The sequence below is a fragment of the uncultured Dokdonia sp. genome (assembly GCF_947492815.1).
Lineage (GTDB): Bacteria > Bacteroidota > Bacteroidia > Flavobacteriales > Flavobacteriaceae > Dokdonia.
In genome coordinates, this window is the sequence record NZ_CANLOB010000017.1 from 60,261 (window position 1) to 72,517 (window position 12,257).

Sequence of the window (12,257 nt, forward strand, 5' to 3'; positions counted from 1 at the left end):
TCATTGCTTTTCATAGTATAGTTTTAAACAAAAATTGCTTCATATTAAATCATTAGAAAGAATAGGGTTTGGAGGAGGTTGTCATTGGTGTACTGAAGCCGTATTTCAGACCATCAAAGGCGTTCAAAGTGTTGAACAAGGCTTTATTGCTTCAACGGCACCTAATGACTCTCTTTCTGAAGGAGTGATTGTACAATATGACCCACAAGTCATTACATTAGAACAGCTTATCGAAGTACACGTACACACCCATAAATCTACAAGCAATCATAGTTTTAGAACCAAATATAGATCTGCTATGTATTATTATGATAAGGTGCAGGAGTCCGCTTTCGCGAAAGCGGTATTCACACTACAACCTCAATTTTCAGAACCCATTATTACAAAAGCACTTCCTCTTAGTAGATTCAAACTGAATGACGAATCATTTTTAGATTATTTTAAAAGAAACCCAGATGCTCCTTTCTGTACACGGTATATACATCCAAAGTTAGAGAAATTACAAAAAGAATACACAGATTGGATTAAGGAATAACAAACACTTGTTTTTTCTGAATGGTGATACGCTTTCCAGTTGCGAAAACAAATTCAAAATCTTTTTCCTCTTTACTTAATTGCTTTTGATACTTGTTAAGTGCACAGAAATCTGTAAATGTATTTCCATTAAGACTTGTAATTTCATCTCCTTGACGTATTCCAAGATTCCAAGCTTCACTTCCTTCTCTTATTTGTAGTGCCACCATTTTTTTATCTTTTACGACAGCAACACAGTCATAATTCCAAGTATCATTTTTAATAATTGCGTCAGAAACGTACAATTTATCAGTACTTAAGCTTAGAAATAACCGTTTGCCTTTCCATAAGCTGTTTCCAATTTTAGTTGTTTGATTTCCATAATCTACCGTTGGAAATAATGTTACATTACCAGAATGCATTTCAGGCAATTGTACAGTTGTATTATATGTTTTAGTAAGTGTGCCATTTACATCATAAAACCCACTATAAAATGCAGCTTTAGGATATTGATCGATATGCAATAAAGTATATTTAGTTTTATTTACATCTGAATCCCTAGCACCTGTATCCAATAAGAACTTGATTTTCTTTCCATTCATTTCCATAAAAACAGAAGGTCGATTATTACTAAAATCAAAATCTAATGCATGCATTTTATCTACTTCATCAGGATAAGAATCTGGAGGAGACATAATGAGTATCTTCTTCTCAAAATCTATGGTCCAATTAAAATGCTTCGTAATATCTACACCTAATATACCGTCTATATCATAACACGAAAAGATATCACTATCCCCTGCTTTTAAAATACGGTGCTTGGTAATTTCTCTACTCCCTAATTGAATGGTGCCACTTTTGTAATAACGCATCTTTGTTCTAGAGCCATTGGAAGAATTTACATTAATTGTTTTTGAGGTGCGTTTCAAATCATCTGCCACCCAGGAAAAACCAACAGTACTTTGAGCTCCTGTATCAAAAGCAAACTGTTTTTCTACACCATTAAACGTTATAGGAATCGTAATAATTCCTAGATCATTTCTAAACGGAATGGTATCTTGAAATACGACTGGTTTTTGCGCTTGAAGCGTTATAGCGAAACTGCACAAAAATAAAAGAATGATGGCTTTTTTCATAAGTATTTTGGGTAATTTATACTGAATAGACCCAAATATAGTATGATTGTTACAATGAGTTATTTACAAAATAGAGGAAACAAAAAATACAATTTCTATAATTTCAATGCCGTGAAAACCTATTACATTAATAATATGCGTATTACATTTATGTGTATATATGTTAAAGTACGTTATTCAATAAATTAAATTGTAAGAATATTCTTATCTTCAAGGTATTATTAACTATCAAACACTACAACTATGTTTACAAAAATTAAAGGAATCAAAGGAGTCAAGCCATTAAGTAACGTTGAACAAAAAGCAATATCTGGAGGATTTTGGGGTGGTTGTGAACAAGGCATATGTGGCGATGATAATGACTGTGCATGTGGTATTTGTCAATTTTTCACCGAAATACCCTTCCCAGTAGGCACATGTCTTTTTTAATCTGTAATTCAAAATAGGTAGTATTCACATGGCTAATAACTATCTAAAATTACATTGTGTGAACATCTCTAATTAGACAAACCAATATTAAATAAAGAATCCTTTAAAATTAGTTTTAAAGGATTCTTTATTTGTGGACATTATATGATTTCCTATGCATAGGAAATAAATTAGTATTTAAATTCCCCCTTATCACTCGTAATAGTCAATTTCTTTCCAGTGTCACTCGCTTCTACCCTACCAACAATCTGTGCCGGTACATCAAAAGACTCAGAAATAGCTATCAGCTCTTTTGCGATAGTTTCATTACAATATATCTCCATACGATGTCCCATATTAAATACTTGATACATCTCTTTCCAATCGGTACCACTTTCTTTTTGAATTAAATCAAATAATGGAGGGACATCAAATAAATTGTCTTTTATAATATGAAGATCTTCTACAAAGTGTAAAATTTTTGTTTGTGCGCCACCACTGCAATGTACCATCCCGTGAATGTCTGTAGCATCATATTTTGACAGTATTTCTTTAATAATAGGCGCATATGTACGTGTAGGAGATAACACTAATTTTCCTGCATCTATTGGGCTATTAGCGACTGTATCTGTTAGTTTTTTTGAACCACTATACACTAAATCATTAGGAACAGCAGCATCAAAACTCTCTGGAAACTTCTCGGCTAGATATGTATGAAATACATCATGTCTGGCAGATGTTAATCCATTACTTCCCATGCCACCATTATAGTCTGTTTCATAAGTAGCCTGACCAAAAGAAGCAAGCCCTACAATCACATCACCAGGTTTGATATTTGCATTATCAATCACATCACTACGTTTCATACGTGCTGTCACAGTAGAATCTACAATAATGGTACGCACCAAATCTCCTACATCTGCTGTTTCTCCTCCCGTAGAATGTATCGTTACGCCAAACTTTTTTAAGTCTTCTAGCAACTCCTCAGTTCCATTTATAATTGCCGAAATTACTTCGCCTGGAATCACATTTTTATTACGTCCTATAGTGGATGATAAAATGATATTATCTGTCGCTCCTACGCATAGTAAATCATCTACATTCATAATCAATGCATCTTGCGCAATTCCCTTCCAAACAGATATATCACCCGTTTCTTTCCAGTACATATAGGCCAATGCCGATTTTGTTCCTGCACCATCGGCATGCATGATTAAGCAGTAATCATTATCTCCTGTCAAGTGATCGGGAACTATTTTACAAAATGCCTTTGGAAATAATCCTTTATCTACATTTTTAATAGCATTATGTACATCTTCTTTTCCTGCAGATACGCCTCTTAGCGCATAACGTTTTGAAATATCTTGGCTCATAGGTTGTTTTCGAAGTAGCAAAAATAGGTATAATAAGTAGAATTTTGAAGTATACGCTTTCGCGAAAGCGTATAAAACCATCTAATACAATGTACAGATGAAAATTTCACCTATAATTCGATTCTTTTTAATACGATATTCAGTATAAAATGTATTAAATATGCTTGTTCAATTGATATAAAATCACGTATAATGACTGAAAATTCCTACTCGTTTTTAGTAAGCAGATGTGTTACAAATATAGAATGCGTAATTACATCTAAAAATCTATTTTAAGACCTTCTTTTTACGTATTTTAGAATAGTGTATTATTCCCCCTTTATATATACAAAAAATAGTTATAAAATTGAAATCAACCAACTTAATCAAAGTAGTAACTACACTACTTTTAGCACTTTTTGTAGGGAATACATACGGTCAAACACAAGATGTTCTTGGACATGGATTTGATATACGATATATAGATCCATTAGACTGGAGTAGTTCTTCAAAAGGGAAAACACTCTTACAAAGCGATCCTATACGTACCTCCAATACACAAACCTTTCCAGAAACGCATGTTTTTGTAACTAATTCTTATGAGTTTGAAAAAGAGGTTTTAGAGGCAGACACTATCAACTACCCCTATGTAGCGTATAATAGTAAAGCACATTACAAACTATATGATACTTCTGAAAAAACAGATGTACTTATGGTATATACCAAAAAGAAAGTAGGCACAGCAACAGCGTTACTTCCAATAAAAAACAACACTTTAGATAGTGCTTTTATAGAAGACTTTAATAGGCTTGGTCGCGATATTACTCCCAATGGGTTTATTGCCAGATATGGCACACATATAGCACAAGAGGTTGCCTATGGCGGTGTTTTTCTACTTCAAAATTCTATTGCAAAAAATGATTATATCTATTCTCCATATGATAAAGAAGCTTTTAAAGAAAAAGTGATTATAGATATAGAACAACAACAATTAAACACTAAGGATACAGATCCGTTTATTAATGCTAAAAAAGGAAGACCATATACCATAGGTGGTGATAAAAATCAATTATGGTTTACTGATTGGGAGAAAACAGTTTCTAAAAACACCCAAGTGCCTATAGAAGTGCGATTAACACCTATTGTAGAGGTATTACGATCAGTACCATTACCTGAAGTAAAAGATAAATCCACAAAAATAAAACTCTTAGACAGTATTACTACTGTTGCTATGGCATCTGCACGTAATGAAGTGAGTAGAAAACAATCCAGTACATTTTTTAAAAAATACTCATTGCGATTTAAGCAAGAGATTATAAGTTTTGTAAAAAAGAGTATGGGGCCTGTTAAAACGAGTGGAAACGATTATACAGGTGATATCTTTTTTGGTGGTTTTTCAAAAGATGAAGCATTATTACATACAAAACCACTTATTGAGAGAGGAGGTCTTCGTCTAGAAACACTTATTACTGATGAAGTAGTCACCCTAGACAAGAATGTTATTGTAACGATTAAACCAGAAGATATTGAGTACGGATATATGAGTGTTTGGGATGATACCAAAAAACTTTTTAAAAGTCCTGATAGAAAACGATTACGTGTTGCAGGGTCTGAGGAAGCTAAAACATACTATAAAGATGCTTTATTAAACAACGTTCAGAAAACAATTACATTGACTTCTATAGATGATCATATCTATGAAGTGGTTTACACAATGAAGCTTGTTAGAGAGACAGATCTTCTCAAAAACACAAATACACAATATAATTATGTTATAGATTCTGAACTTGTCGCCGCCGCTGCTACAGGAAACATAGAACGACTAGAAGAACTCTTTATAAGAAATGCCAACGTTAGTGCACAGGGTCTTATAGAAGCCGTAATTGTAAACAAGCAACCGATTGCTATTCTTAATTATATATTAGATAAAGGGGTTCGTGCCACTACACGAGATTTAGATATCATATTTGAACGAGAACATTTTAATGAAGATTATGCACTTACATTATTAGAAAGAGGTGCTATTCCTAAAAATAATATGATATACAAAGCAGTAGCTTATAAAAGTGCCCCTGTTGTATATGCGCTTTTTAGAGAAGGTGCACAGCCTCGTAACAACGACCTTTCATTTGCATTGCAACTACGCTACTACCCTACTGTAAAAGCACTTATGAGTGAAGACTATGATGTATTTGAAGCCGATATGGACCAATTACTCCTTGCTGTTGAAAATGATGACAATGATCTAGCAAAAAAGTTTATTGCTATGGGAGCAACAGCCGATGCGAGTCTATTAGAAAAAGCGATAAAAACAGAAAATCTTGAACTTAAAAACACCGTTATTCCTGTTACCGAAGCAAATCAAGAGTCTCTTGAAGTAGCAGCCTCTATCAATGACGAAAAACTATTTGAATACTTCATCGATAAGGAAGCTACTATCAATACCAACGTTGCTGTAGAAATAGCAATAGATAATGAGAATGTGACTATTCTTGATATGGGATTAAAAAATGGAGGCGAACCTTCTGAAGCACTAGAATATGCTATTGTAAAAGAAAATAAACCAGCCATAGAAGTTGCTTTAAAAAATAAAGCAAAACCAGAACCCGTTTTTGCCTATGCTATAGAAAGTGAAGATTTACAATTATTTGAAGATGCATTACTTACCTATGGAGGGTCTTATGAAGATGCTTTAGAAGAATCTGTAAAAAGAGATAAATTAGCGTTTGCACAATTAGTTTTAGCTGAGAACAACGAGTCTCTTAATACTAGTGAGGTTGTTCCTATTGCCGTAGAAAATGAAAATTTAGACATGGTAACGCTTTTAGTAGATAATAGTGCAAACCCAACAGAAGGAATAGAAACTGCCGTGCGCGTAGAAAATATTCCTATAGTACAATATTTAATATCTGAAGGAGCTGAAACCTTAAGTCCAGAATTAATAACGAGTGCCGTAAAAGGAGAAAATCTTGAATTATCTAAAATCCTTATTGAAGAAGGAAATGCAAATGCAAATGATGCTATACAAGCCGCAGCAGAGACTGCAAATGTTGATATTACAGGTTACTTATTAGAAAAAGGTGCCACCGCAGATGATGCACTTAAGGATGCCATGGAAACTACCAATGAAGAAATCATCCTTATGCTTATGGAAAAAACATCTTCTATAAGTGATAATGCACTTTCTATTGCTAGTAGAAAAGGGAATTTAAATGTGGTTAAATACCTTTCGGAGAAAAAAGATTTCGATATACAGAAAGGGTTATTTGATGCTATTTATTATAAACAAGATGATATCCTAGAATATCTATTAGCTAAAGGGGCAAAAGTATCTCCTGAACTATTGAAAGATGCAATCTCTGTCAATTATATCTCTGGCATAAAGACACTTATTAATAATGGCGTTGATGTAAATCACATCTACGATACTAATGAAACTCCGCTACTAATTTATGTACAAGAAATGGCTGCTAAAGATACGCAACTCATTACTTTCCTATTAGAAAAAGGAGCTGATATAAATGCTACTAATGGCAATGGAGAAACAGCTATGCATATAGCTACTCGAAGGGGTACAGCTTTTATCGAACTTATCAAAATATTGATAAGCAATGAAGCAGATTTAACGATGAAGACTCTTAAAGGAAAAACAGCCTTAGATTATGCTTCAGAAAGAGAGATTAAATCACTTATAAAGAAAGGTCTAAAAAGTTAACGTTAATTATTTTACAAACTTTCCAAATCTGTTTGAGCATTCTATATATAAATATTGCTAAAACAGATTAAAATTAAGGAAGGTGTTACTCTTAATTTTGAAGAAATCGTTTTCCACGAATTAAATAGAATGTGCTTGACAATTTATTTTATTAGCAAGACCAGCCATTTTTAAAAAACATGTATCTATACTTATGATATAGAAAACTATAGACTTCATTCATAGTTATACAAACAATAGACAATTCTAAATTTCTAATACTATATTAATACAAAAAAAAACTCCAAGTTTAGTTATTTTAAACTTGGAGTTTTTGTCTACAACTTAATAAATGCTATGTCGTTTTGAAAAATTTATTCCCAATCAGGCATATTAGCATTGGTAAATAACTCATCATCATTGATGGTATTTCCTTCAATTTCAAATAAGAATATAGCAGGAATAGCTCCTACGTTACTATCTACTCTAGTAAATATAACATCGCCTTCAGAAGGTGAAAACCTAGGATCTAAATCATTCTCTCCAGTAATTACATCTGTAGCTAGCATTTGACTTGTTGCAGATTCTACATCATAAATAAATAATCTACTAGAAAAAATTCTATACTGAGGGTTTTCAGAATTGGAGGTATCTCTTGAATATAAAACTTTGTCTCCATTAGCACTTATTTGTGCTCCACCAGCTGCACCTTGTTCTCCTTCTAATACAACAAATTCTTCTACTCCTGTAGTTGCATTTACTGCAAAAATTCGAACATTATAACCATTAATATTATTTGTTTTAAGTAACAACAAATTGGTATCAAACTCTTGAACATCTACTTCTGATATAAATGAACCATCAGTTGTTTGATACACCTCACTTAAACCTGTTCCATCTGGATTGATACTATATAATGTATCAAAGAATGAATAAATCAGTCGATCTCCATTGGGAGACCATGTAAAATCAAGTTCATCTTGCCTAAAACCAGCAACAGGTATCGTAGAAGTTACTTGTTCTACATTTTCACCTGTTAAATCCATGGTAAATATATGCGTATCTCCTCCTACTGTTCTAAGGAATGCGATTCGCTGTGCTTGATTATTCTTTCTAGGTCTGAAACTATTCGTTCCATCATCTGTAAGCTGAAATAAATTCACGTCTACCTGAGTATTTCCATCATCTTCTACTTCACCTCCAGAAAATATGACACTATTATCACCTTCTTTTTTTACAAACAAAAATGGATTTGATGGGAATGCCAATGTCGAAAATTCACTTATCGTTGAAGAAACAGGTGGGTTTTCACCATCATCCACGGTTACTTGCCAAAAATAAGTAGCCCCTAGATTAAGATCAGATACCGTAAATGTAGTATCCTGTTCTATTGAATAGTTCTCTATTTCATTTGTAAACGCATTGCGTAATTCTAAATCATATGTAAGTGTTGTTGCATTAGATTCAGAACTATTCCAAACAAACTCTACTTCACTTTCAATATCATTTGCCCCATCTAAAGGGGTTAATAATACTGGTGCAGATGGAGGATCGTTTGTAATAGATGCTCTATCTAATTCAAAAGCCACTGTAGCAATTTCTTCAGAAATAACTGCAGCACCTTCAAAAGCTGTATCAAAACCTTCAAGTTCAGCCATTACTGAATAATCATCTATGGCTATATTCAATAATGAGAAAAAACCATTGTCATCGGTAAATACAGTACTTGAAGAAGGATTTGTTGTTATCTTTACATTACTTAAAGGCATATCATCTTCACTAGAAATAACAGTTCCGGTTAAGCCTCCAGTTAATTCATCTTCTATGGTATCTTCACTACAACTTGAAGCAAAGACAACCAATACTAATGTTAGCGTATATATTAATTTATTAATCTTCATTCTCAATATCTTCTATAGTTTCTTTTTTGGATTTGTTTTTCCAATTGAAATTATAATTAACACCTATTCCAAAATTAAAATAAAAATCATCTCTTTTACCATTCACTCTGAAATCTAATTCATCACTAAAAACAACATTATGTTCTGCAAATACCTTTAGACCAACTCTAGGGTTAAGCTTGTATTGAATTCCAGCACCGTATTGCAATTTAAAAAATGCCCTACCAAATAATGTTTGTTCGTTAACGGTTTCTCTAAGATCTACTACTAGTCCAGGACCCGCATAAATAAAAGGAGATAAATCATCTTTAGGTAACACATTAAAAACACCATTGATTCCTACACTACCAAATATATTTTGATATTGCTCTCCATTATTCAAATCAAACACAGCACCATCTATCGCTACATCAAAAAAGGTATTTAAATTATGTTGATAAGTAGCTGCTCCATAAAAACCAAGGCGCCTCGTTGCAAAATCACCATCTATAAGATTTCCTCCTCCTGAAAAACTAATCGTATTTTTATATTCCCTATCTACAAAAAGTCTATTATATAATGCTTTAGACTCTTCAAATTCTTTATCTTTTAAATAGTTTTCTACTAATTGGTCATTTACTTCTTTACCGTCTTTAGTACTCCATAATTGATCTTTAACGCCTTCTACGATTAAATCATGTACTGCTTTTTCTATCGCATCTTTAACTGCAATCTGTACAGGCTCACTTTGAGTAATTCCAGTTTCTGCTTCTAATAAACGCTGAAACTTTACAAATCTAAAAAAGTTACCATTTAACGATTGAGATAATATAGTCTTAGAAACATAGATTGTTTTAAGAATTTCTCCACTAGTAGTAGACACCGCTCTCAAATAAACTGTAATCCGATCCTGTCTATATTGAGAAGAAGCACCTAAACCAAAATATCTAGCCCCTACTCCACCAGTAACAATATTAGTGTCATATGATATAATACCACCTTCCAAAATAAGTCCTGCATATAATAAAGGAGGTAATGGAGGTGTATTAGGATCTAGATTTTTAATATATTCTTGTTTTGTATTTCTAATAATATTACGTTCTGTAGTAAGATTACTAAGGTTTTCTCTTTCAATAGGCTTAAACCAACCAGAATCCTCTAATGCTTTAATTAGAATCGTGGTTCCTCCCTGAGTAACTGCTGTACTAAAAGTACTCCCGTTTTCTACAGGTTTAAACTGTCCCGTTTGATCACTAAAATTATATACAGCTACCTCTAATTTTTGAGCAGCATCAGGAAGCTCTAAAAGTTTATCTGTCGACTTAGAAAACTCACCTACACGAGAAGGTTCTTGAAATAAAGGTTGGTTAAAATAAGCCCCGCAGGAATTAAATATAACTAGTAGTGATACTAGTATAATCTTTTTAAAATAATGCATATTATAATACTAATTGCTCTCTTACTAATTAGGAACGATGACTTGCGTTTCCTCTCCGTTTGTAGTATCTAAAATATTAATAATAAGACCTTCACCACTTTCAAACACTTCTACAGCTAAAGTTCCAAATGTAAAAGTTCCTGGTTCTGTTAATTGCCCTATTGAGTCTAATTGTTGTTGTGTTAATGTACGAGAAATTTGACTAAGAATCTGATTATTCAAATTATCTCCAAATCGTTCTAAATCTGATTGTTGATCTGTAGCGTTTTGAGGGGCTGTAAAACCATTTTGAGCTTGGGCAGAACCTAATAATTGTTGATAATTAAAGGTGTCTCCTCCAAAAAAAGGGTTTATGGGTCTATAAACAAATTGTTGTGCACTCATTGAGGTGACAACAAAAGTAATAAATAAGGTAATGATCGTTGTTTTCATGATAAAACTAATATCTTATAAATTGTTCATTCTGCTTTTCTAATCTATTGAGGAAAGATAACACTCTTTGAAGAGATATTCTAACCATATTGCTAAGAAATTCTTTTCTAGGTTGTGCAAAAAATTGCCAAACTAGTTTTCCATCAACTTGCACAGTAATTAACGTATTCCTTCTTCTTCCAGGAACTTCTTTTATTAATATATTTTTAGGAGACTGTATTTGTCTATTATAATATTCACTATAAAACATTCTAAAAAAATCACGTCCAGATTTAGTCAATGTTTTTTGCAATACCAAGCCCTCAATTCTATAACCATCTTGAGCAACAGCTTCATCTTGTGATGTTGTTTTTGGGGTATTCTTATTTAAATCTATAACTGTTTTACCACCTTGTTCAAGTACAATACGATCTTTACCAACAGGCTTATTGTCTTTGTCATAAATTAATAGTAATAGTATAATTTTATCATCAACATTATAATTTACAGTTAATGTTGATAACACCTTTTTTTCATCTCCTTTTAAAAAGAATAAATCAGTTTGATTATTTTTTACAACATTTCCATCTTTACCAGTCCTGAAAACTGAATAATCATACTTCAAATTAATATCTGTAGAAGTTTTATTACGGACAGCAGCATGAAAAGTATAGAACTCACTATTACGTTCTACTAATATTTTAGCTTGAATTTCTTTATTAAAGAATTGACCATACGTTATGGATATATTCGCTATGATGAAAACAATAAGTAGAAATGTTTTCTTGATCTCATTTGTAGCTATTTTATGAATCAATCTCATAGCTTATGTATATTATAAGAATCAGTATGCCTACTGGAAACTTCTTATAATTATTGTTGGAGAAGCCTCCGTCTGCACAAATCTTAATGATCTTGTTATAGAATTTGTTCCAAAACGCTCAAAGGTAAGATTATCACCTTGCTGTAGCAAGTCTAAAGAAGCATCTTCTGTTGGATTATTTACAAAATCTCTTATTAAATTAAAATTTCCGTCTTGTGTCACGTTAGTAACGATCGTATTTGCACGATAATCTAATGCTGTAAAATTAGAATTCCCTCTCTGGGTTACTTGAATTTCACTTGAATTCGTATTAGAATTAACAGAAACTATATTTAAATCTCCTATTTGTGTTAAAAAAACACTATTTCCTGTGATTTGTTGATTTCTCACATTAGGAGCAGTATCAAAACCTAAATTTAAAAATATATCAGAGCTAATAGACTGATTATCTAACACAATCTCATTCCCGTTAACTTCCTCTTCTTCTGGATCTTCATCAAATGTTTGGGCAAAGAGCGGTATACTACAGAACGTAGTAAAGCAAAAGGCAATCAATAAGCAGACAAAATTTTTCATATCTCTAATTTAGAATAAAAATTGGT

At 32.5% G+C, this 12,257-nt stretch carries 10 protein-coding genes; 3 read left to right on the forward strand and 7 right to left on the reverse strand.

The features are described 5' to 3' along the window. Positions 1–34 precede the first annotated feature (34 nt). On the forward strand, positions 35–535 hold the full coding sequence (locus Q1A01_RS15210; RefSeq protein ID WP_299682683.1) for a peptide-methionine (S)-S-oxide reductase: 501 nt from the start codon (positions 35–37) through the stop codon (positions 533–535). On the opposite strand, the gene Q1A01_RS15215 is transcribed toward Q1A01_RS15210, so the two are convergent. Beyond that, positions 525–1,649, reverse strand: coding sequence for an aspartyl protease family protein (locus Q1A01_RS15215; RefSeq protein WP_299682686.1), 1,125 nt, complete (start codon positions 1,647–1,649; stop codon positions 525–527). The genes Q1A01_RS15210 and Q1A01_RS15215 overlap by 11 nt on opposite strands. Before the next feature lie 243 nt (positions 1,650–1,892). On the opposite strand from Q1A01_RS15215, the gene Q1A01_RS15220 reads away from it, so the two are divergent. Continuing rightward, a complete protein-coding gene (locus Q1A01_RS15220; protein ID WP_299682688.1) occupies positions 1,893–2,078 on the forward strand; it encodes a hypothetical protein in 186 nt (61 codons plus the stop codon). Positions 2,079–2,248: 170 nt separating this feature from the next. Here Q1A01_RS15220 and Q1A01_RS15225 read toward each other — a convergent pair whose 3' ends face one another. After that, positions 2,249–3,430: an AIR synthase related protein gene (locus Q1A01_RS15225; protein ID WP_299682690.1), complete on the reverse strand. Its 1,182-nt coding sequence runs from the start codon at positions 3,428–3,430 to the stop codon at positions 2,249–2,251. 346 nt (positions 3,431–3,776) lie between these two features. Here Q1A01_RS15225 and Q1A01_RS15230 point away from each other — a divergent pair, with 346 nt between their 5' ends. After that, the gene (locus Q1A01_RS15230) at positions 3,777–7,124 is read left to right on the forward strand and encodes an ankyrin repeat domain-containing protein (protein ID WP_299682692.1); all 3,348 of its coding nucleotides are present in this window, start codon (positions 3,777–3,779) and stop codon (positions 7,122–7,124) included. 353 nt (positions 7,125–7,477) lie between these two features. Here Q1A01_RS15230 and Q1A01_RS15235 read toward each other — a convergent pair whose 3' ends face one another. The 5 genes from Q1A01_RS15235 to Q1A01_RS15255 are packed head-to-tail and all read right to left on the reverse strand — an operon-like array spanning position 7,478 to position 12,231. Continuing rightward, positions 7,478–9,004 carry a carboxypeptidase-like regulatory domain-containing protein gene (locus tag Q1A01_RS15235; RefSeq protein ID WP_299682694.1) on the reverse strand — a complete coding sequence of 509 codons (1,527 nt, stop codon included), beginning with the start codon at positions 9,002–9,004 and terminating at the stop codon, positions 7,478–7,480. Then, a complete protein-coding gene (locus tag Q1A01_RS15240; protein ID WP_299682696.1) occupies positions 8,994–10,421 on the reverse strand; it encodes a CsgG/HfaB family protein in 1,428 nt (475 codons plus the stop codon). Before Q1A01_RS15240 ends, Q1A01_RS15235 begins: the two co-directional genes overlap by 11 nt. 24 nt (positions 10,422–10,445) lie before the next feature. Then, entirely contained in the window at positions 10,446–10,853 is a 408-nt protein-coding gene (locus tag Q1A01_RS15245) for a curli assembly protein CsgF (protein WP_299682698.1), read from the reverse strand. A gap of 7 nt (positions 10,854–10,860) precedes the next feature. Then, positions 10,861–11,655 (reverse strand): CsgE family curli-type amyloid fiber assembly protein, encoded by a 795-nt coding sequence (locus Q1A01_RS15250; protein WP_299682700.1) that lies wholly within the window; start codon positions 11,653–11,655, stop codon positions 10,861–10,863. 30 nt (positions 11,656–11,685) lie between these two features. Then, positions 11,686–12,231, reverse strand: a complete 546-nt coding sequence (locus Q1A01_RS15255; protein WP_299682702.1) for a hypothetical protein — start codon at positions 12,229–12,231, stop codon at positions 11,686–11,688. Positions 12,232–12,257: the final 26 nt, after the last annotated feature.

Bases quoted from the DNA above. Each gene is read 5' to 3' on its own strand.
- Q1A01_RS15250 (WP_299682700.1), bottom strand. From the start codon at position 11,655: ATGAGATTGATTCATAAAATAGCTACAAATGAGATCAAGAAAACATTT.
- Q1A01_RS15220 (WP_299682688.1), top strand. From the start codon at position 1,893: ATGTTTACAAAAATTAAAGGAATCAAAGGAGTCAAGCCATTAAGTAAC.
- Q1A01_RS15240 (WP_299682696.1), bottom strand. From the start codon at position 10,421: ATGCATTATTTTAAAAAGATTATACTAGTATCACTACTAGTTATATTT.
- Q1A01_RS15225 (WP_299682690.1), bottom strand. From the start codon at position 3,430: ATGAGCCAAGATATTTCAAAACGTTATGCGCTAAGAGGCGTATCTGCA.
- Q1A01_RS15255 (WP_299682702.1), bottom strand. From the start codon at position 12,231: ATGAAAAATTTTGTCTGCTTATTGATTGCCTTTTGCTTTACTACGTTC.
- Q1A01_RS15235 (WP_299682694.1), bottom strand. From the start codon at position 9,004: ATGAAGATTAATAAATTAATATATACGCTAACATTAGTATTGGTTGTC.
- Q1A01_RS15215 (WP_299682686.1), bottom strand. From the start codon at position 1,649: ATGAAAAAAGCCATCATTCTTTTATTTTTGTGCAGTTTCGCTATAACG.
- Q1A01_RS15245 (WP_299682698.1), bottom strand. From the start codon at position 10,853: ATGAAAACAACGATCATTACCTTATTTATTACTTTTGTTGTCACCTCA.